The sequence below is a fragment of the Paraburkholderia nodosa DSM 21604 genome, assembly GCF_000519185.1.
Taxonomy (GTDB): Bacteria; Pseudomonadota; Gammaproteobacteria; order Burkholderiales; family Burkholderiaceae; genus Paraburkholderia; species Paraburkholderia nodosa.
In genome coordinates this window covers 327357-348014 of the sequence record NZ_JAFA01000007.1, presented here as the reverse complement: position 1 = coordinate 348014, position 20658 = coordinate 327357, and the positions used below count along the sequence as shown (strand labels likewise).

The 20658-nt window shown below is 61.4% G+C and carries 23 protein-coding genes and 1 pseudogene; 10 read left to right on the top strand and 14 right to left on the bottom strand.

All coding sequences use genetic code 11. The features are described 5' to 3' along the window. The 4 genes and pseudogenes from A3CW_RS0113190 to A3CW_RS0113175 all read right to left on the bottom strand — a co-directional run. Nucleotides 1-349, bottom strand: a pseudogene (locus A3CW_RS0113190) (nitrite/sulfite reductase); the annotation flags it as partial. A 69-nt stretch (nt 350-418) separates the two neighbouring features. Beyond that, nucleotides 419-1423 carry a substrate-binding domain-containing protein gene (locus tag A3CW_RS0113185; RefSeq protein WP_081771645.1) on the bottom strand — a complete coding sequence of 335 codons (1005 nt, stop codon included), beginning with the start codon at nt 1421-1423 and terminating at the stop codon, nt 419-421. Nucleotides 1424-1447: 24 nt separating this feature from the next. Beyond that, nucleotides 1448-2014 (bottom strand): DsrE family protein, encoded by a 567-nt coding sequence (locus tag A3CW_RS0113180; protein ID WP_028203991.1) that lies wholly within the window; start codon nt 2012-2014, stop codon nt 1448-1450. A gap of 43 nt (nt 2015-2057) precedes the next feature. After that, nucleotides 2058-2828 carry a ferredoxin--NADP reductase gene (locus tag A3CW_RS0113175; protein WP_028203990.1) on the bottom strand — a complete coding sequence of 257 codons (771 nt, stop codon included), beginning with the start codon at nt 2826-2828 and terminating at the stop codon, nt 2058-2060. A 312-nt stretch (nt 2829-3140) separates the two neighbouring features. Between A3CW_RS0113175 and A3CW_RS46190 the strand changes: the two genes are divergently transcribed. Beyond that, entirely contained in the window at nt 3141-4265 is a 1125-nt protein-coding gene (locus A3CW_RS46190; protein ID WP_081771641.1) for a TQO small subunit DoxD, read from the top strand. Between the two features lie 109 nt (nt 4266-4374). Here A3CW_RS46190 and A3CW_RS46185 read toward each other — a convergent pair whose 3' ends face one another. The 9 genes from A3CW_RS46185 to A3CW_RS0113120 form a co-directional block, all read right to left on the bottom strand. Next, complete coding sequence (locus A3CW_RS46185) at nt 4375-5115, bottom strand: cytochrome c oxidase assembly protein (protein ID WP_051481439.1); 741 nt, start codon at nt 5113-5115, stop codon at nt 4375-4377. Then, nucleotides 5112-5690 (bottom strand): SCO family protein, encoded by a 579-nt coding sequence (locus A3CW_RS0113155; protein ID WP_051481438.1) that lies wholly within the window; start codon nt 5688-5690, stop codon nt 5112-5114. The genes A3CW_RS46185 and A3CW_RS0113155 overlap by 4 nt, the downstream gene beginning before the upstream one ends. A gap of 70 nt (nt 5691-5760) precedes the next feature. Beyond that, nucleotides 5761-7515 (bottom strand): cbb3-type cytochrome c oxidase subunit I, encoded by a 1755-nt coding sequence (locus A3CW_RS0113150; RefSeq protein WP_035512879.1) that lies wholly within the window; start codon nt 7513-7515, stop codon nt 5761-5763. Beyond that, the gene (locus A3CW_RS0113145) at nt 7512-8042 is read right to left on the bottom strand and encodes a cytochrome c oxidase subunit II (RefSeq protein WP_245623631.1); all 531 of its coding nucleotides are present in this window, start codon (nt 8040-8042) and stop codon (nt 7512-7514) included. Before A3CW_RS0113145 ends, A3CW_RS0113150 begins: the two co-directional genes overlap by 4 nt. Nucleotides 8043-8054: 12 nt before the next feature. Beyond that, nucleotides 8055-8195 (bottom strand): hypothetical protein, encoded by a 141-nt coding sequence (locus A3CW_RS52325; protein WP_154677929.1) that lies wholly within the window; start codon nt 8193-8195, stop codon nt 8055-8057. Then, nucleotides 8188-9171: a c-type cytochrome gene (locus A3CW_RS46180; protein WP_051481437.1), complete on the bottom strand. Its 984-nt coding sequence runs from the start codon at nt 9169-9171 to the stop codon at nt 8188-8190. Before A3CW_RS46180 ends, A3CW_RS52325 begins: the two co-directional genes overlap by 8 nt. Next, a complete protein-coding gene (locus tag A3CW_RS0113130) occupies nt 9168-9863 on the bottom strand; it encodes a c-type cytochrome (RefSeq protein ID WP_028203985.1) in 696 nt (231 codons plus the stop codon). The genes A3CW_RS46180 and A3CW_RS0113130 overlap by 4 nt, the downstream gene beginning before the upstream one ends. A gap of 24 nt (nt 9864-9887) precedes the next feature. Beyond that, a complete protein-coding gene (locus A3CW_RS46175; RefSeq protein ID WP_035512878.1) occupies nt 9888-10160 on the bottom strand; it encodes a hypothetical protein in 273 nt (90 codons plus the stop codon). 387 nt (nt 10161-10547) lie between these two features. Next, nucleotides 10548-11723: a porin gene (locus A3CW_RS0113120; RefSeq protein ID WP_028203984.1), complete on the bottom strand. Its 1176-nt coding sequence runs from the start codon at nt 11721-11723 to the stop codon at nt 10548-10550. 509 nt (nt 11724-12232) lie between these two features. On the opposite strand from A3CW_RS0113120, the gene A3CW_RS0113115 reads away from it, so the two are divergent. The 6 genes from A3CW_RS0113115 to A3CW_RS0113085 all read left to right on the top strand — a co-directional run bounded on the left by A3CW_RS0113115 (nt 12233) and on the right by A3CW_RS0113085 (nt 17243). After that, complete coding sequence (locus A3CW_RS0113115; RefSeq protein WP_028203983.1) at nt 12233-13171, top strand: LysR family transcriptional regulator; 939 nt, start codon at nt 12233-12235, stop codon at nt 13169-13171. A gap of 320 nt (nt 13172-13491) precedes the next feature. Beyond that, complete coding sequence (locus tag A3CW_RS0113105) at nt 13492-13974, top strand: DUF4148 domain-containing protein (RefSeq protein WP_245623630.1); 483 nt, start codon at nt 13492-13494, stop codon at nt 13972-13974. Between the two features lie 464 nt (nt 13975-14438). Beyond that, nucleotides 14439-15230: a substrate-binding domain-containing protein gene (locus tag A3CW_RS0113100; protein ID WP_028203981.1), complete on the top strand. Its 792-nt coding sequence runs from the start codon at nt 14439-14441 to the stop codon at nt 15228-15230. Between the two features lie 30 nt (nt 15231-15260). Next, entirely contained in the window at nt 15261-16217 is a 957-nt protein-coding gene (locus A3CW_RS46170) for a LysR family transcriptional regulator (protein ID WP_051481435.1), read from the top strand. 298 nt (nt 16218-16515) lie between these two features. Continuing rightward, nucleotides 16516-16842: a DUF4148 domain-containing protein gene (locus A3CW_RS0113090; protein WP_028203980.1), complete on the top strand. Its 327-nt coding sequence runs from the start codon at nt 16516-16518 to the stop codon at nt 16840-16842. Nucleotides 16843-16892: 50 nt separating this feature from the next. Continuing rightward, complete coding sequence (locus A3CW_RS0113085) at nt 16893-17243, top strand: DUF4148 domain-containing protein (protein WP_028203979.1); 351 nt, start codon at nt 16893-16895, stop codon at nt 17241-17243. 1009 nt (nt 17244-18252) lie between these two features. On the opposite strand, the gene A3CW_RS0113070 is transcribed toward A3CW_RS0113085, so the two are convergent. After that, nucleotides 18253-18951 carry an IS6 family transposase gene (locus tag A3CW_RS0113070; RefSeq protein WP_028203978.1) on the bottom strand — a complete coding sequence of 233 codons (699 nt, stop codon included), beginning with the start codon at nt 18949-18951 and terminating at the stop codon, nt 18253-18255. Nucleotides 18952-18983: 32 nt separating this feature from the next. Between A3CW_RS0113070 and A3CW_RS0113065 the strand changes: the two genes are divergently transcribed. The 3 genes from A3CW_RS0113065 to A3CW_RS0113055 all read left to right on the top strand — a co-directional run bounded on the left by A3CW_RS0113065 (nt 18984) and on the right by A3CW_RS0113055 (nt 20523). Continuing rightward, nucleotides 18984-19226, top strand: a complete 243-nt coding sequence (locus tag A3CW_RS0113065; RefSeq protein ID WP_028203977.1) for a hypothetical protein — start codon at nt 18984-18986, stop codon at nt 19224-19226. Nucleotides 19227-19321: 95 nt separating this feature from the next. Beyond that, entirely contained in the window at nt 19322-20047 is a 726-nt protein-coding gene (locus A3CW_RS0113060) for a response regulator transcription factor (protein ID WP_028203976.1), read from the top strand. After that, complete coding sequence (locus tag A3CW_RS0113055) at nt 20047-20523, top strand: hypothetical protein (protein ID WP_028203975.1); 477 nt, start codon at nt 20047-20049, stop codon at nt 20521-20523. The genes A3CW_RS0113060 and A3CW_RS0113055 overlap by 1 nt, the downstream gene beginning before the upstream one ends. Nucleotides 20524-20658: the final 135 nt, after the last annotated feature.

Sequence of the window (20658 nt, the reverse complement as noted above, 5' to 3'; positions counted from 1 at the left end):
GGATGCCGTGCATCTGCACGGAAGCCAGCTTGCGCAGGATTTCCGGCGTGTCTTCCAGCTTGATCCAGTTGTACTGGATGTTCGAGCGCGTCGAGAAGTGGCCATAGCCGCGGTCGTGCTCGCGCGCGATCGTGCCGAGCATGCGGAGCTGGTCGCTGCGCAGATTGCCGTACGGAATCGCGATNCGGTGCATGTAGGCGTGGCGCTGGTAGTACAGACCGTTTTGCAGGCGCAGCGGACGGAACTCTTCTTCGCTCAATTCGCCCGACAGGCGGCGGCGAACCTGGTCGCTGTATTGCGCGACGCGTTCGTCGACGATGGTCTGGTCGTACTGATCGTATTGGTACATCGCTTGCTCCATCGGCGCCGACCCGCATCGGGCCGACGCCTTCCTCAACGCATCCGGTACGCGACGCCTTTACGCCGGGCTGCCGCCATACGGCTTGAAGCCGTAACGCTCGAAGATCTGCAGCGCCTCGGGCGAGCGAATGAACTGCAGCCAGCGCTGCGCCGCCTGGGGATGCGGAGCGTGCGCGGCAACGCCGCCTGCGTATATCGCCGTCGTATTGTCCGCCGCCGGAATGTCGACGTGACTGATCGGATGGCCGGCCTGCTCCTGGAACATGGCTTCGGACTGCCATGTCACGCCGGCCTGCACCTTGCCCTGCATGATCCACAGCGGCGTTTGCCGATGGTGGATGTGCGTGAGCAGCGTCGAGCCATCATTCATTTTCGCCACGTACACCGTGTCGACGAGCGCATCGCCCCCCACGTGCGAAAGCGACGCCTTGATCTGTCGCGCGATACCCTCGAACGCCGGATTCGGCATTGCGAGGCGCACGTCGGGCTTGCCGAGATCGGCTAGGCCCGTGATATGCGAGGGATTACCCGCCGGCACCATGATCGTCAGCGTGTTGGTGACGTAGGGAACCGCCGGTGCCTTGACAGTCCCGGCGTCGATCTGCTTCTGCACCGCCTTCAGCCCCGCGAGATACACGTCGGGCTTAACCGTCCAGGTCATGTTGCCGACCGTAACCGTCCCGCCGTTCTCCATCTGCTTCACGAGCAGTCCGGGCGGAATCGTTTCCCAATATACGTGCCCGCGGTACTCGGGATACCTGTCCTCGAATGCATGGACGAGCGGCGCCATCGCGAAGAAATAGTTGCCGCCGACGAACAGCGCCAGGTCGGGATGTATCGGATCGCCATGGAAATCGGCGAGGTTGTCCGCGTCAGGTTCGGTGAATTCCAGCCCGCGCTGGCTCGCGTCGTCGTTCGCGCCATGCTGCCACGGCGGCGACACGCTTTGCGACGCAGCCTCGCTGCCGGTTCTGCCGGTATCGGCCGCATGGGACAGCGGTGCGGCCAGTGCGCCGACCGCGGCGACAACGCACGCATAGAGAGCGGTACTGAATGAAGGCATGATCGGCATCCGGAATAGCGAGGTTCAAAGGGGCATCAGCACGTAGCCATCCGACTCGAGTGTGGTCACCGTAGTCAGGCCCGAAAGGGCCAATGTGACGTCGGACGCAATCGAGTCGTAGCTGAAGTGATGCTCGGCAACGGCCTGGCCGCACACGGCAACCGTCACGCCGGCCTTCTTCAGTTCGGCGATCAGCGCCAGGTTAGGATTCGCGACACCGTAGGCTGCACGGTAATGCGCATCGTCGAGTACGAGCGGTGTAGCCGCGCCGTACGCGACGGCCACGAACTTGAGATGCGAAGGCGGCACGCCCGCAGCCGCGTAGAGGTTAGCCGTCCTGGCCACGTGGTCCAGCGCCGGATTGACGGCATCCGGCCTCTTCGAACCCTGCGTGAGCGCGAAAACGATCTTGTAAGTGTGATCGGCCTGAGGCTTGAACTGCGCCTCGGGCAGGAAATGGATCGGCCCGTAGCCCTGGATCGTGGGCGTGGTCCAGAAGCCCTGCGGCTCGGCCTGCTGGCCATGGGCGGCGAACGAAATCGCCGAAGCGGCGATTAGAGTGGCGGTGGCGAATGACTTGACGTGTCTCATGATCGTTCCAATCGTCGAATGTGGGAGAGGCGTGAGGATAAACTCATGATGCAAACGCGCGTTCGACAACGTAATGCCCCGGCGATGCCTGGCTGCCTTCCTCGAACCCGCGAGCTTCGAGCAACGCCCGGGTGTCCTTCAGCATCTGCGCGCTGCCGCACAGCATCAGCCGGTCGTGTTCCGGCGCAAACGGCGGGACACCCAGGTCGTTGAACAGCTTGCCCGACGCGATCAGCCCGGTGATGCGCCCACGATTTGCATAGTCTTCGCGTGTGACGCTCGGGTAGTAGATGAGCTTCTCGCGCGCGAACTCGCCGAGCAACGCGTCCTGAGGCAGTGTTTGCGTAATGTAGTCGCGATAGGCAAGCTCGCGCACGTTGCGGCACGTATGCGTGAGTACGATGCTTTCATAGCGGTCGTAAACCGACGGATCGCGGATGACGCTCAGAAACGGCGCGAGCCCCGTGCCCGTCGAAAGCAGCCACAGCGTCTTGCCGGGCAGCAGATTGTCGACGATCAGCGTCCCGCTGGGGCGCTTGCCGATCAGCACCGAATCGCCCTCTTTCAAATGCTGCAGGCGTGAGGTCAGCGGACCGTCCGGCACCTTGATGCTGAAGAACTCGAGCTCTTCCTCAAAGTTCGCACTCGCAATGCTGTATGCCCGCATGAGCGGCTTGCCTTCGACTTCCAGACCGACCATGGTGAACTGTCCGTTCTCGAAGCGAAACGACTTGTTGCGCGTACAGATAAAACTGAAAAGCGTATCGGTCCAGTGCCGCACGGACAGAATGGTTTGGGATTCAAAGTTGCTCATGGTTATGCCATTGAAAGGCCGAAGGACGGCATCGATGTTCGCGACGACACCGATGCAGTGTATGGAATGACCTTCACCACGAAAAATACAATGATGGCATCGATGCCATTACTTCAACGCATGGCAATATCGAGCGTGAAATACCTTTCGAAATCCGGATAACAAAAAGGTATTTCATGAATGCAATCAAGGTATTTTTCGTCGCTGGCGTTGATCGATACGCTGACTCCGCGTTCCCAGGCGCGGACGACAGTCCCACTCGATATGGGAACCGGGTCCTTCAACTTGCATTCCCACTTCATGGATACTGCGATGAGCACGATTTCCTTTCAAGCCACAGCGCGCGGAGTGATCGCCGAAGATCACGTCAGCTCCGGGCTGGAGCAGCACGCGGCGCGCGTAGCCGGACTTTCATTGATTTCGGTTCGCGCCATTCAAGGGTTTATTTACTGGGGCGGCGGCTCGCGGCGATTCATTTATGCACCGGGCAAGCTTAACCCCAATGCCACGCACTGGATGGCGAACAAATTCCAGACGGCCATGCCCGGGGCAATCCTCGGCATGAGCCACGTCATCAGCTACATGCTCCACCACTTCGTTTTGCTGTACGCCGGTGTGATTCTCTTCAGCGCAGCCGAACTGATCGTCGGGTTGATGCTAATGATGGGTCTCTACACGCGCGCCGCGGCGCTCGCGTCGATGGGCTTCTCGGTCATACTGATGCTGATGTTCGGCTGGCAGGGCGCCACCTGCATTGACGAATGGACGATGGCCGCATGCAACCTTGCGATGGGAGCAACATTGTTTCTCGGCGGCGGCGGGGCCTATTCGCTCGACAACGTCCTCGTGAGGAGCAAGCCGCAACGGGCCGGGAGCGGGCTGTTCCGCTGGGCCTCGGGCAGTCTGCCGCTGCCGCTCACCGATGCCGGATTCCGCAAGCTCGCGCTCGTGATGCTGGCGCTCGTGGTCAGTTTCGATGTGGGCACGTACAACTACTATCGCGGCTCGGTATTGACGCCGTTCCATAGCGGCCCGGTAAGCCCGACCGCTCATCACGTCACGCTGAGCGACGCGGTAGTCACGGCCGGAGGCAACGTGCGCTTCCATGCAACGCTCGATGCAGGTACGCCCGAAGCACCCATTCACATCGTGCGCGCCGCACTGCTCGATCCGAACAACACCCCGGTCGTCCAGTGGAGCGCCGAAGCGCTCTCGACATTGCCCAAGTCCGCCTTTTCGAACGACTATGCCTATAACAGGTTTGGTCCGGGACCGTTTGGACTACGGGCGGCGATGGGGGCGGCGTCCTATATCACGCTACCGCTGCCGGCCGGACAGATCGCAGACGCAGCACATGCGGCCAGACTGCAGTTGACCGATGTAGACGGTCGGACGTTCTCGGTGGCAATCGGACACGCGACTGGCTCCGGCCGTTAAGTTCTTCCTGCGCATGCCGGACTTCTGCGAGGTCCGGTTCGAGCGGCCGCCACCCGACCGCGCTCGATACGATCGGGTGGCGTCGAGATTCCATCAAATCGCTTCAACGTCAAAGCACGTGCGCACCCAGCTGCGCCAGTCGCCAGGCGCCCGCTATCTGCAGCGGCAACCCCATGGCCAGCATGACAAAGCCGGCCCAATGCTGGTCGGCCAGAGGCGAAATATTCCACTGGCAAACGACGTCGACGTAGGGCATGTAAAGAACATGCGCCGACAACATCCACACCGTGGCGACCGCCATCATCGGCAATGAACCGACGAGCGCATACAAGCCGGATTGCCAGTCATGTCGAAACGTGCGCAGGCTACGTGACAGATGCGCCCAGAACAACAGGCCCGAAATAAGTTCCAGCAGGCCAAGCGGCGCGGCGAACAGTGCATTCGCGAGAGCGGGTTCAAAAATGCCCGGGAGGCTGACCATCACGGAAAACGTCGTGAACACCGTCATGGCAACCCAGGGGTCGAGCAGCCAGCCGGCCAGACTGAGAGCCGGCATCGGTGCGGCCGTGCCGCGCCAGCGCGTCCATCGGGCAGCGGGTACCGACATCAGCAGCAACGGCGGCACCCACTGATTCAGCACCATCAATGCTGCGCTATAGCTGGCCATGGATGCCAACGGATTCCGCAGGCCGAGTGCGGCGCCCACCATGCAAACGCCCGCGGCCACGGCGGTCAGCGCATGGTGCCAGTGCCAGCCCCTGCGGACCACGCCGGCGATGCTCGCCGCCGGAACCAGTCCGCTAACGCACAACCAGACCACAAGCGTGGTTGCGTTCCACCCGGTCTTCATGTTTTTCGCGCGGCGGACTCGCGAAGCACGCGCAGAAGGTCGTGCGCCACAGCGCGGGGGTCGGTCAGTTGCGCATACCCGTAGCGAACCCGGATTCGTCCTTCGGGGTCCACCAGGGTCACGACGGAGGTATGGTCGATGAAGCGCCCCTGCCCGGCATATTGCCAGTGAATTCCCCAGGCGCGGGCCGCTTCGGCGATTTGCGCCGGCGTTCCCGTCAGGCCCAGCGGTGTCGGCGTAAACGCCGCAAGATACGCGCGCAGCAACGCAGGCGTGTCGTGTCGAGGATCAAGGGTGACGAAAAGCACCTGCACATGCGCCGCCTCCGTTCCAAGCCGATCGAAGACAGGGTGCAGCGCCGCCAGCGTCGTCGGGCAAACGTCCGGGCAATCCGTATATCCGAAATAGACCAGCACGGCACGGCCCCGTAGCGAGGACAGCGCGAACGATCGCCCCTCGTCGTCCGACAAGGCGAGCTGCGGCGCCTGCCGTTCGGCGACCGGCGTGCCTTCGAATTCCGCTTGCCTGCCGAGGGCAGCGTAGCCCCAGAGCGTCGCCAGCAGGCTCGCAAGCACCACTGCCGCCCTTAAGGCCGAACGCCCTATCGGACACGAGAGGATGGGCGGGAAAGTCATCGCGATCACGCTACCAGAGCACCCAGCCGGGCGCGTGGATCACGTGCCTCATGAACGACCAGAAGATCGGCACATACGCGGCCAGCATCACCACGAATGCGAACAGCGACCACCAGCCGACCGGCTCGAGCACCCTGGCGGTCGGCGACTCGTGCTCATGCCCGGCCGGCGTCGCCGGCCCGGCCGCGTCGAGCGCGTAGCTTTCCCGCCTGCCGAACGCGTGGGCGAAGGGAACCGGCAGCCGTTCTTCCCGTCGTGCTCCGGCAAGGAGCGTGCCGAAGAACACGACGTAAAAGCAGGCTATGGCCATCCACAGGATGATGCCGCCCAACGCCACCAGTGCGAGCGGAATATGCGCAGCGCCATAAAGCGCGTCATACGCGGAAGGCGGCAGCTCCGAAATCCACGCGCGGCGAGGCACGCCATAGAGGCCGGCCCACAGCATGCCGAACGAGAAAATCAGGATTCCTGTGAACCACGCCCAGATGGCGGCAAGCGCAAGGCGCCGGCTGATCAGCTCGCGACCGGTCAGGTGCGGCACCAGCCAGAACGCAATCGACATGAAGGTCATTGCGGTGACACTGCCGACGGTCAGGTGAAAATGGCCGGGCAGAAACGTGGTGTTGTGCACTACGCTGTCGAGTTGCCAGCTGCCGTTCACGATGCCGCTCGCGCCGCCGAAGATGAAGGTCACGGCTGCCAGGACCTGACCGGCCACGCCCGGATCGCGCCACGGAAGCGCCTTGAACCATCCGAACCAGCCCCGGCCGCCCTGCAGCCGTCCCGCGTATTCGAGCGACAGCCCGATGGTAAAAGCCGTGATCAGACTGGGCAAAGCCACCGACATGGTCAGCACCGTCAAAATGCCGCGCCAGACATTCGAGAAACCCGGGTCCTGGAACTGGTGATGACTGCCGACCGGGAGCGAGAAGACCAGCAGCAGGATGAACGTCACGCGCGCCATCGGGTCGGACACCAGTCTGCCTCCGACCTGCTTCGGCAGCAGGCCGTACCACGACACATAGGCCGGCATCAGCCAGAAATACACGACCGGATGGCCCGTGAGCCAGAACAACGTGCGGCTGATCAACGGATCGACCGTGCCGGTCATTCCCAGCGCCCAGGGATCGAGTTGCAGCACCAGTTCCAGCACGATACCTGTCGCCGAAAGCGTCCACATCCACATTGTGACCAGACTCATGTACGTCACGAGCGGCGTAATCTGGCCGGGATTGGCCCGTTTCCAGCGCTTGCGCATTCCATGCACGACGGGGAGCGGAAACACGCTGCCGAGCCCCAGCAGGGTCATGCCGAGATAGAACCAGGGACTCCCCTTCAGCGGCGGATAGAATGTCCAGAGGACGCTGGAGGAGTTGTCGAACATGGCCACGAGCAGCATGACCGTACCTGTTGCCATGCAGCCGAAACCCGCGCGCCACAGGAACAGGTTCGGCGTCAGTCCCAGCTCGCGCGACGGCAGATAGACCAGCAGTCCGCAGATCACGAAGAATGTGAACACGTAGCCGTTGAGGACGCCGTGTACGGTCAGCCCTTGATAGTAGGTTTGCAGCAACGGCCGCAGGAACGGATACGCATTGATGCCGCCGTAGTTGAACGCCTGCAAAGGCCCGATCGTGGCGCCGATCATCAGTGCGGAAAAGCCGGTCACGAGGAACGCGAGCATCGTCCGTTGGGCCGGCGTCATTCGCGGCACCGATACGGCCGGCGTGCTCGAAGCCGGCGAGGACGGGAAGACGGTACTCATGCATTGTCCTTCGGATCGACGACGATGCGGCCGATCATCGAATGATGCTCGATGCCGCAATACTCATTGCAGATGATGTAGTAGGTTCCGGCCCGATCGAACCGATATTCGACCTTGCCTACCGCGCCCGGCATCGCCGTGACATTGATCGTGGTTCCCTGGACCTCGAAGCCGTGCAGCACGTCCGTACTGGTGACGTAGAACGTCACCAGCGAACCCGCTTTGACGTGAACGACGCCGGGCGACCAGCTCCATGCATGGCCGACCATATAAACGGCGTAGCGATTCGAGCCGGTCTGCACGACCCTGCCTTCGTGGAACGCGGGTTCGTCCATGGCTGCGCTGGGCTGCCGAAAAAACGAGGCCCCCTGCGTAACGATGCCGTAGTCGAACACCACATAGAACATGGTCCCGACCAGCAGCACGGCAAGCATGGCCAGCACAATGAAGACCCATGCTCGCTCATGCCGCTCCGCGGCCCGATGGAAGGCATCGTCAAATGGCGTTTCCGATGAAATGGGATTCAAGAGCCTCTCTCCTTAGCTTCTCGACAGAAACACCAGCGATACCAGCAGCCAGGCAGCAAGCACCGATGCAATCAGGAAGCCGCCCACTACCCAGGTGCCCACCGGCTTGACCGTTTCGCCGGGCCTCGGGCCGGCGTCGTTGTGCTCACTCACGATGGACCTCCGGTTTCGCAACGGCTACAGCCGCTGGGGAAGCCGCCGGAACCGTCCCGGACGGCGGCGTATGCGCCGGATCGCCGAGCAGGACACCGTCTACGATTGTCCCGTACATCGACGAACCCGAGTTGTGGTACTTCTTGCGCGTCTGCGCAACATCGCCCGTAAAGCGGGGATCCTGCGGCCGCACCTGGCTATCGATGTAGGTGGCCACATCCCACGCCTGCTGGACGGTCAAAGTCCCACCGAGGCCAAGCGGCATGTTTGCCTTGATGAACCCCGCGGCATTGCTCGTTCCCGCCATGCCGGCGCCCCAGTTATAGGACTGCGTGCCCCAAAGAGGCGGAAACACTTCATGTCCGCCAGAAGACTTGCCCTCCCCGTTCGCGCCGTGACACACGGCGCAGTTCTGCGAATAGACGGCCATGCCACGTTGATAGTCCGCGGGTTTGTCCGGCTTCGGCAGTTTGGGAAAGCCACGCCCCTGGATCGGCACACCGGTGGGAGCGCCCTTGGCGAGGAAATAAGCGTAGGTCTCCAGCGCGACCAGTGTGGGGTCCCCCAGCGCGGGCGCCTTGCCGTTCATGCTGTACCGAAAGCATCCCTGCAGCCGCTCGGCGAACGTGTTCACATGACCATTCTTGCTTCGATAGGCCGGATACGAGATATAGGCCGCCCATAGCGGCGCCGAATTGGCTAACCGTCCACCCGAAAGATGGCAGTTGACGCAACTGAGCTTGTTGCCGACGAACGCAGGCGCGTATTTACCGGGATCGTGAAAAATCTTTTCACCTTGCCTGACTGTGTCGCCGAACTGGTCGTTCGGGATGGCGGAGTCGGGCGGAGGCTGGAATGCCGCGGACTGCGCGGCGCCGCCTTCTCCGCCAAAGTGGCGGACGGCACGCGTCCCCGCCCAGATCGCGGCTAACGCGATCACGAGGACCGTGACAGTGACGCCGACTCGCTTCATCATGGTTCGCCTCCGTTTGAACTGTCGTTGCGCGGGACAGACAGCGTGGCGACGTACGACGCGAGAGCTTGAATATCCCGGTCGCTCAGGTGTGCTGCCTCGGCTCGCATGAATTTTCCGGCAGCGCCGCGCAGCGAACCCGATCGCCATTGATCGAGCTGGCGCACGATATACCCCGGAGACTGGCCCGCAAGCGGCGGCGAAAAGCCGTCGACACCACGCGCCTGAATACCATGGCACTGCGCACAAGCCGGCGTACGGGATTGAGGGATCCCATGTTCGTAGACTTCCTTGCCGTACGCGAGCAATTCGCGCGAGGCCGCACCTGGCGGGGTATCGGCCTGTTGCGGAGCCTGCGATGCGAAGTAGCGGGCGACTGCCTGCCTTTGGGCAGCATCCAGCCGCATTGCATAGGGCGCCATGATCGCGCTGTCGCGCTCGCCGTCAGCGAAATAGGCCAGTTGCCGCTCCAGATAATCGGCGGGCAAACCCGCAAGTCTGGGAATGCCTAGCGCGGGCTGACCGGCACCGTCTGCCCCATGACAGGCCGCGCAACTTGCGTGTCCGGGTTGCCCCCCCATCACAGCGATGCGCTGCCCCGATTGCATGACGTCCTCGCCGGCGACTGCAGGATGGAGTCCGAGAGACAAGCCAAGCAATGCCGCTGCATATGCGGACCGGATGACGAACGCCATAGGCCACTCACACATTCGGTATCCTTAAGATCCGTAGTAGATCGTTGCATTCAGCTTGTCGAGTGTCCCGTCTTTTTCGGCTTGAATGAGCTGGTTGTATACGTCGCGCCTTGTAAGGCCATGCTGCGCCTGAAGCGGAGCGACGCCCGGCACAGGTTGTTCCGTGGGGACCGGGGCTTTCGCGACGACCGCATTGTCCGCTCCGGGCTGCGAATCTGCCGCCTTCGCGGTGGTGAAGCCCAGAGAAGCCGCGAGCACGATGGCGACTGGAGTGAGGCGGGAAAGAAGCTTGATCATGGCCATTCCTTAAACCGGTTTAAGCGATCCGCAGTACACGACTGCATGGCTTGCAGTTTAAGGAGCGATTTTCGTTCCGAAAAATACCATGATGGCATTGATGCCATCACTTCGACTTATACATGCTCCCTATAGCCGCTCCGCCTTCGCTCGCGCGAATCGCTGTCATACGTGAAAAGCATGGAGCACATATCAGTATGATATTTTCCCCGCTGCGACGAGGTCCCTATAGTTGGCCTCCTGTCGCAAAGGCATTCTCGGTGCGTGCCCCTCAATCTCTGCTATCCACTGCGGGTCCGCGCCCGGGCCGTCAGGCCGGCTCGATCAAAAGCCGCGCCGAACGCTGCTCGGCGTGGCGCGGACCGGCGGCGTGCAGAACCCGGGCGGTTAGAACCGGTGGCGCATCCCCAGGGCCACCACGACCTGCTCGCTGCCCGAGGCGGGGGTCAGGCTGAACACACCGGCGTCGAAAGCCGGATTGCCGCCGCCTCCGCTGACGTGCTGATAGACGCCTTCGAGGTAGAGGTCAGTACGCTTCGAAAGCTGGTAGTCGGCCTGCCCCATCACCTGGTTCCACTTTGGCTTCAGCGTCCCCGACACAGCATCGAACTGGCCCATGGTGTAGGTATAGGAGGCACCGAGGCTGAAAGCCGGCGTGAGGAAGTAACGGCCGTTGACTTCGAAGTTGTCGAACTTCATGTTGCTGCCGTTGAGTGCAGCAATGCTGCCGCCCTGCCAGATTCCCGTCACATCGTTGGTCGACGAATGAGTCCAAACGAACCCTACCTGCGACTTGCCGAACAGGTACTTCGCACCGACGCCATAGATCTGCTGGCGTCCCCCCGTCGTCAGCACGTTGGTGTCGCCCGTGCTCGCCGTGCCCGTTGCATTGGCATTCGCGGCGCCGGCAGCGCGATCGATCTGCAGGAACGCTGCGCCGACATTGAGCGGACCATAGGCGTAGCTCGCTCCGAGGCTGTACGCACGATTGTTGGCAAATGCGCCCGCGTCGTTCGAGAACCCGTACATCGCACCGGCGCGGAAGCCGTCGAATGCCACGCTGCTGAACTTGATCGAGTTGTTGAGACGCAGGTCGTTCGCCAGATTGTCGTTGTCGTACGGATGGTCGGCGAAGTTGCCGCCGAAGCCCGCACCGACGGCAGAGAGCGGTGCGAGGTAATCGACGAGGAAGTCGTACTGACGGCCGAGCGTGAGTGCGCCGACCCGGTTATCGGTCAGGCCGACATATGCCTGGCGACCAAAAAGATCGCCGCCGTTATTCAACTTGCCGCTGGATACATTGAAGCCATTTTCCAGCCAGAAAACAGCAGCGAGCCCGCCACCAAGGTCTTCGTTTCCACGCAGTCCCCAGCGCGACGTCGTGACGCTGCCGCTATTGACGAGCCAATTGCTGGCTCCGCTACTGTTGGCGCCACCCGTCCGCTGATTGTTCACGTAGACAACGCTTTCGTCGGCCACGCCGAAGAGAGTCACACTACTTTGCGCATGAGCGGCGCATGCAGACAACAACATCGACGCCGTTGCCAGGTGCCGGAATTTCATTGTTTGTTTCTCCACTAACAAATACTTTTTTGGGGTAACGAATGGGATGCCAGGAACAGGAGGCGGCGCGAGTATAGGTCTTCGGCCTGGCCAATCGGTCATCGCACCGACAAAAGGCTAGGTTGCGCTATCAGCAAGCGACTTTCACAAAACGTTAGCAAGCGGAAAAAGATAGTGGAGTCGTGCTTGCCGACTTTAGACCGGAAAATTTCTTGCGCTCGATCCTGGCTATCGCTCGAAAATTCTTCTCATGGAACGACGTTGCGGATCGCAGCGGCCCGGCACTATCGGAACTCATGTGTCGTCAGTGCAACACTCCGCCCATTGCAATGATTTCGCGCCCGAAAAGCTTGTGATGCTGGAATAGAAATAGACGTTCAGTGTTCACTTGCTACACATAGCTGGCTTTGGCGCCCGGTAGTCAATATCGCGTGGGAACTCCCTGCCCGAGCGCTGCGACGATCAATCGGCCAGACCTCAATGTATGCACTTCGCTGGAGCAACACGCAATGGACCACATCCAATCCATCAAGGCGTTCGTCACCGTCGTTCGTCTCGAGAGCTTCACCAGGGCCGCGCGGCAGCTGAACGTCTCGCTCGCTGCGCTGTCCCGCGCCGTAAGCAATCTCGAATCCCATACGCAAACCCGGCTTGTGAACCGGACGTCGCGATTCGTCTCGCTCGCGCCTGGCGCCCGGGAGTATTTCGATATCTGCGTCGAAGTGCTGGACCGTCTCTTTGAAGGAGAGCAACGTCTCCTGGTCGATCGCGACGAGCCACGTGGTGTGCTGCGTATCGCAGCTCACCCGATTGCAATTGAAGCCGGCCTGCCGCAAGCCATCACCGCATATCGTTACGCAGCACCCAAAGTCGAGGTCGTACTGAACGTGCGCACGAACTACTTGCGTCTCGGGCAAGACAGCATTGACGTCGCCGTATATCCACCGGACATGGTTCTGGATGCCGATGTCATTTGCCGCCGCATTCTCCATTCTCCAATACTACTCGTGGCGAGCCTGGCCTATCTGACTCAAAGAGAATTCGATTGCACGCGGCTGGACTTGAGCGGCCATGTCATCCTTTCCTGCGCGGACGAAATCAAAGCGGACCGGGTACTACGGGTCGATCGAGGGGACAGCGTTATGACACTTACCCCTGGGAGCGTCCGGATGAGTGTGGGTGAATCTGCCGCTATCCAGTTGGCCTTGTCTGGATTCGGCATGGCACTCTTGCCTGAATGCCTCGCCGCCCCGTATCTGGCCAGCGATAAGCTGCGGCTCGTATTCCCCGGTTGCCAGTTGGTCGGCGAAACCGCGGCGCTCGGCGTGGCTTATCTACGCTACGGGACCGTCCCGCATCGCATACGCAGTTTTGTCGATACGTGCACACGTTTCTTCGGCGTTGACGGTAAGGCGAAGGTTCAGCCGGCGTTCGATCTCGTTGCCTGACAAGCGGTCAGGTAATGTCCTCTCCATTGGCAGATCACGCGCTCCTCGAAGACGAGACGAGTCATTGATGCGCCGCACCATTCGGGCAACGCCTGCCGGGAACGAACGCGTGGCATGCGAATGCAAACGGTGAACGAGCAGAGTTATTCCGGGCAATTCCCAATGCGCACGCACGCCCATTGCGTTCACCGCTACGTCCTGTTGCCATGACTGCATGGCATGGCAAGCATCGCAACATCATATTATTCGGCAGCAGGCCTTTCCCCTAAGCTTTCTTCAACGCCCGCAACCAGGGGCGCGGCAGGTCCAGGACGTCGTCCGTGCGGCAAAACATCTGCAAGCCGACTGGAATAACCGCCTTGACCATCTGTTTGCGTCGAAGAGGCAACCGGGAATCACCGCCTCTTTTTCATTCTAAAACCCTTTCTATCAATTTGGAATCCAAAATGAACTCATGCCGCGCACTCGCGCTTTCCCTCGTTTTTCTCGCTTCCGCAGGCTTTGCTACGGCCAGCTCGGCTCAAGGCCTCACGCGTGTCGAAGCACGCGCAGACCTGGCCCGGGTCGAACAGGCGGGCTACACCCCCTCGGCCGGCGAAGACGCAAACTACCCCAACGATCTCCTTGTTGCGGAAGCGAAAGTCGCCACCAATGAGCAGCAACAACCCCAGCAGGCAAACGAAGCCATGGGTGGTGCGCCGATGGGTACCTCGGCTGCCAGCACTCAGGCCCGGCAACCGAAACCCGCTCCGGATTCGTGTGTCGGCCCGGCCAGCTTCTGCAATATCTTTTTCGGCAGCTGATGCCATGACACCCCGTGACCACCGTCCGGCCAGCAAGGCACCTACCATATGTGCCGGACGGCCGGCACATCGCTCGCCCTCGAAGTTCGCTGCCTGCGACCGATCGGCAGACGGTTCCGCGTGCGCTGCTTCGTATTCGCGGTGCGCTTCGCAAGACGAACTGCCGATGCATGAGTGAGGCGGTGTCGCCCGATGATCTCCAGATCGCCGGCGGGTTGGGCAAATTGAACGAGCTGCGGTCGAGCCACATGGCACGCTCTCTTGGGCAGCCAGTGTGCTTCCGTACGTCGCAATCCGATTTTTTATCTGTTGAAACAGCCCCGCGTGTTCAAGCTTGAGGAGCGCCGCCCCGCGGCGCATATGAACGTGCCGGGAAAAAATCCATCCGTGCCGGAATAAAGGCGGTGCGGCTGTGTTCGCCGGGTAGTGCCCGTTCTCATCTCAATCCCTTGGGGAAATACACCATGAAGCTCGCACTCCGCGCCGCCAGCGCGCTCTGCCTTTCGCTCGCGTGCGGCTACGCGGCCGCCCAGTCCACGCTGCACGTCTACGGTCCAGGCGGCCCCGCGCCCGCGATGAAGGAAGCCGCCGCCGCGTTCGAAAAGGAAACCGGCACGCATGTCGAGGTCGCGGCGGGCCCCACGCCCGCCTGGATCGACCACGCCCGCGCCGACGCGGATCTCGTCTTCAGCGGCTCCGAGACGATGATGTCCGACTTCGTCGTGGCCATGGGTGACCAACTCGCGCCCGATGCGCCCACGCCACTCTATCTGCGCCCCATGGCGATCCTCGTGCGGCCCGGCAACCCTCGCCACATCCGCGGTCTTGCGGACGTGCTCAAGCCGGGCGTGAAGGTGCTCGTCGTGAACGGCGCGGGACAGAACGGCGTGTGGGAGGATGTGGCGGGCCGCCTGGGCGACATCCGCACCCTCGACGCCCTGCGCCATAACATCGTGAGCTATGCCGGCAACAGTGCCGTCGCACGACAAACGTGGATCTCGCAGCCCGATATCGATGCCTGGCTGATCTGGAACATCTGGCAGGTGGCGAACCCGTCGCTCGCGGACACGGTACCGATCGAGCCGCGCTACGCAATCTATCGCGACGCGGGCATTGCAGTAACGAAGCGCGGAGCCGAGAATCCTGCATCCAGACAATTCGTCGATTTCCTGAAGTCGCGCGAAGGCGCCGCGATTTTCGCGCGCTGGGGTTGGATGACCGGCGCCGCACCCGCGGACGGCAAAGCGCCTGCCTGAACGCATCCTTTCCCCGAACCGCCGAATCCGATGAACTTCACCCACCTCCTCGCCTTCTATGAAGTTGCGCGCGCGGGCAGCGTCAGCGCGGGCGCCGAGCGTCTGCACGTGAGCCAGCCTGCCGTGACCCGCGAAATCCGCGAACTGGAGGACCGCGTGGGCATCATCCTGTTCGACCGCCTGCCGCGCGGCGTTGCGTTGACTGAAGCCGGCAAGACGTTGTTCGACTACGCTGAGCGCATCTTCACACTCGCCGACGGCGCTGAAAACCAGTTGAAAGAACTCGCCGGGCTCGGCGCAGGCCACATGAAGCTCGGTGCGAGCGCAACACTGGGTGTGTACTTCGTGCCCGACATGATCGCGCGGTTCAACGCAAGCTACCCGCGCGTGGCGATCGATCTGACCGTGACCAACACGGAACGCGTCGAGGCCGGAATTCGCGATCTCACGTTCACGCTCGGCTTTGTCGAAGGTCCGTTCGACGATACGGTCCTGCACGCGCGCCCTATCGGCTCCGACGAGATCGCGGTGGTAGCCGCGGCGGGCCATCCGCGTGCGGGCCAGCGCATACGGGCCGGCGATCTCGTCGATCAGGTCGTCATCATGCGCGAGCCAGGCTCGGGCACGCGCGCCATCGTCGAGGAAGCCTATGCGCGCGCGCAGCTGAAGATCGAGCCGCTGATGTCGGTGAGCGACACGGAAGCAATCAAGCGCATGCTGCTCGCCCAGCACGCTCTCGCTTACGTGTCGCTGTTGAGCGTGCGCGACGAAGTGCGCCGCGGCGAACTCACGATCGTCGAAGTCGAAGACCTACGTATCGAACGGCCCTTGCACATGGTCTGGCACAAGGGGCGCTCGCTTTCGCCGAGCAGCCAAGCCCTGTTCGATCTCGTCATTGCGGCGACCGCAGCGGCGGCCAGCACGCAAAGACAACAAAAGCCGCGCAAGACGACCGCTGCTACGCCCACCGAAAGCGACGCCGCTTAAGCGGCACCCGCTCGCCCCCACCCTACGCCCGCCTTCAGGCTGGCGCTATCGTCGACGCTCCGCCTGCGCGCGGTTATTCCATAACCGCACCGCATGGCTCGCATCCAAAGTTGGTATTTTTCAGCTGCGTCCGAAGTCGCTAATCTAACGGCATGGACTCGCGGCCAACAATATCGCGCTTCGCTAGCCAAAGTCCTGGAATAGCCGCTCCGAAACCCTGTTTATCCTCATGAAAAGTCTGGAAGCACAGCAACTTCCGCTTTCGCCGGCAAATTGGAAATTTATTAAGGAATTCGAAATGAAAATCGTTCGTGCATTGACGGTATCCCTTCTTTCCCTCGCCAGCGTCGGCTTTGCCGGCGCTGCATCGGCCGAAGACCTCACCCGCGCCGAAGTGCGTCAACAACTGATCCAGGCCGAGAACGACGGCTCGCGCTTCGTCACCGACGCATCGTATCCCGACGTAAGCCCGGTCTATACGCAGCAGGTGGCGCGCCAGAAGCAAAGCGAGGAAAACGTCGGCGGTGTGGCAGGAACGCATTCCGCAGCTGCCAGCGTCCGGCAGGAAACGCCGTCAAGCTGCGTCGGGCCCGTGAGCTTCTGCACGCTGTACTTCGGCAGCTGACCCCCACTGAATTCCATTCGGCTCAAACAACTAACTTAAGGAGTGCTATCATGAAAACCCTCGCATTTATCATCGCCGCTGTGGCTCTCGCCAGTCCGCTTGAAAGCTTCGCGCAAACCAGCGCGCCACTCACGCGCGCCGAAGTCCGCGCGGACCTGGTTCGCGTCGAGCAGGCCGGCTACAGTCCGTCGGCTGGTAGCGACGCCCACTATCCGGACGATATTCTGGCTGCCGAAGCAAAAATCGCCGCGCAGGACAACCAGCGCATGTCCCACGACGCCATGGGTGGCACAACGATGAACGGTACGTCCGCTGCCGGCGGCCACGTTCGTTCGCCCCAGAACGCGCCTTCGTCGTGTGTCGGCCCTGCCAGCTTCTGCGATCCGTACTTCGGCAGTTGAGCAACCGTGACGTCGGTGCATGTCCAAGAATCGGGCGCCAACAAGGAACTCTTTCCGCCGCGACACATTCGCCGGCAGGATCTCATTGACCATCGCCAACATTCGACCGACAACTGAGGTGCTTCGAGCAGTTTCTGAAAACGAAGGATCGGGTGTCATGCAGCCCCTCCTCCATCACCGGGTCCAAGAGACTGAACCGCTGTTGCACGGAGTGGATACGGCATCGTCGCAATCGGAACTGGCGCCCGCCCGGTCCTGCTTTTTGGGATGGTGAGACTCGAATAGCGCAAAAAATTTCTACCGCGGCACCCAGCGTGTCATCTCATCGAGACACTCTCGCTTGCAGGTGCGCTTTTGACAGAGACAGCCGGTCGGAATCGCGCGGTTCCACTACGAACTCCAACGGCATCTGCATAGAGAAATGCTGCAGACAACTAGTTCCACACCCGAGAACCGTCGCATACTTGATTCGCGACGTCTCTTCCATTCAGACAACATCGAGTGGCACGCCACCATCGATGCGCGGGAGAGTGCGTCCGTGCCAAGGCACCTTCCGCAATGCGACGTCCAAACGGAATTTCGTAGCGACACATACCGGGGCAAGCCGGTGAGCCGGCATCGGCACCCGCACCCGCCATAGGATGTCCCGGCATTCGAACGCTGGTACAGATGAAAACCGGCCGCCGGACCCGGTCGCCGGCGCGTACCTCGCAGCCACACCTGCATGCGGCTCCGCCCGCGCGGCCTTGCCGCGTGGGGCTCCGTCCAGACTTTTCCTCCGATGGCATGGTTGTCGCATGGACGAGCGCGAGCCGTCACTTCACGTTCGACACGTTCGGACCAACGTGCACAACACGGCTCATGACTACTTCAACCATTGGAGACGGAACCATGCAAGGGCTTTCGCAAGTCCAGGTATTGGGCATCGATGCCAGCGGCACGATGACCGACACCGGTTTTGTCGCGATAAGGCAAGATGGCGACTAGTCGGCAGTATAGTGAGGATTACTTATGCTGCCAGAGAGTGGAACTGCTCGGCACGAGTGCATCCGATGCCACGTTCTTCCATTTGGCCTTTGGCGATCATGTGCATGAGTTCGATGCCGCTCAACAAAATGCGGGCACAACGAAAATTCCTGAAGCCCAGCATGGGCCGTGTGCGCCGCTTGATCGCCCGGTGATCCTGCTCTATAACATTGTTAAGATATTTGTTTTCGCGAATCTTGATCGGTATTTCCCGCTCCGCGTTAAGGGCATCCAGCGCGACCAGGTTCGCACCACTCTTATCGACTGTCACCGTCTCGCGTTCGCCGTTTTGGTCGATTGACTTTTCGAAGTAGCGGCGCGCCGCGGCCTGATCACGATGGGCACGCAGCAGAAAGTCGACCGTGTTCCTCTCCTTGTCGACTGCGCGATACAAATACTTCCACTGGCCTCGGACCTTGATATACGTTTCATCCATTCGCCAGCTCCGGCCGACGGCTTTCTTGTGGCGGCGAAAGGCCTTCTCCAGAACCGGCAACACCTTGATGGCCCAGCGGTGCACGGTTGAATGATCGACCGAGATTCCGCGCTCCGCCATCATCTCTTCCAGGTGTCGAAGACTCAGCGGATACGCCACATACCAGCGCACGCACGTCAGGATCACATCGAGCGGGTAGTGCAAACGCTTGAGCACCCGTGCCACAGCTGGATTCAGAGTCTTCATCAAGTGCCCGATCCTCCGTATTGTCACGGCACATGATACCCGACGCGTTACTGCGACAGATCCCCTACAACCGTTTCGCACCGGGTCCGTTCGGCCTGCCCGCACTGATGGGCGCAGCCTCTTACATCACGCTTACGGCGCCGGCCCTGGATACCGACACCGCGAAAAACGCCGTCCGCATGATTCTGACCGATGTCGACGGACGTACATTCGCTGCACCAGTCTCGCACGTAACGGAAGCGGTGCCGCTAGACGCGAAAGCCGCGAAGGAATAAACGCTCGCGACATGCGTTCGCCTCAACAATATCCTTTCATTACCAGCGCGCCCTCCGTCGCCCAGCGCGGAAGGCGCTCACCCGCGCGCAAACACATGGAAACTGTCCTCGTAGTCGAACCGGATCTTGCCATTTCCGAAAATGTCGCCCGATCGCTCACCGGGATGGGTCTGAGCGCCGACATCGAAACCACCGGCCGTCGCGCTATCGGCAAGCTCGTGGGCAACGGTTACCGGATGGCGGTCCTGGATCTGGGGCTTCCCGATCTCGACGGGCTCTCGATCGTTGCTTCGATCCGCGGGCTGGGCGTCGCCATTCCGATGATCGTCATCGACGCCGCCGGCAGTGTGGAACGCTGCATCAGGGCCTTGCGTTCGGGCGCGGACGAGTATTTGACGCTGCCGCTGGACTGGGAGGAATTCGCGGCGCGCGCCACGGCCATCATCAGACGCGAGGCACGCCGAGATCTTTCTTCCGACGCTTCGGTCAGCACCGTACTTCACGGCAATGGCATCATGCTCGATCGCGTCCTGCGCAGCGTATCCGTGGAGGGAAACGTCGTGAGGCTGCGTCCCACTGAATTCCGTCTGCTCGAATTCATGATGCTCAACCCGGGACGCGTCGTTACACGCGCCGAAATTCATGAGGTCGTCTGGCATCGGCGATTCGATCCGGGCACGAATATTATCGACGTACATGTCGGGCAATTGCGTTCCAAAATCGGCAATTCACCGGCATCGAAAATTATTCGCACCGTGCGCGGCGCGGGGTATCTGTTCTGTTCCGAAAGCCCCGCGCTTACCGCCGCGGTGGGTCACTGATGCGCTCCGCCGCACCGCGGCCGGCAATCGCACAGCGCTCCTTCAACTTGCAGGCGGCCTTGCTTGCCGGCCTGTTCGCCATCCTCACCAATACGGCCATTCTGATTATGGCCGACCATTTCCACATCGTTACCGCGCGCGGTGGGCTCCTCACGCTGCTCCTCGCGATAATCGGGCCGCCGATCCCGCACTGGGTTACAAGCTGGACGTTCCAGCAGTTTTTTCACATCGCGGTAGGCATTGCCATGCTAATTACCTATGCCACGACACTGGGCAGCTTGTCCGTGCCCGCGATTGCCAAAGGTCTTTTTGCAGCCGCCCTGGTCTGGCTTGCGAATGCCGCTCTTATTCTTCCGGCAATCGGCCAGGGGTTTGCGGGATCGAACATTCTTAGCCCTTGGGGCATGGCAATCTTCGCCGTAGCACATACGCTTTTCTTTCTCATCGGAGCCGTTCTCTACGAGCACTGGACATAACTCGCTGGCATACAGCCCAGCCGGATTCGCACGAAAAAATCCAGTCGCGCCGGAATAAACACAGCGTGGCCGCGTTGTAGGGGCTGGCTTTGATTTTCGTGCAGGTTTCCGGTTACGCGCGTCAATGCCTGGCGC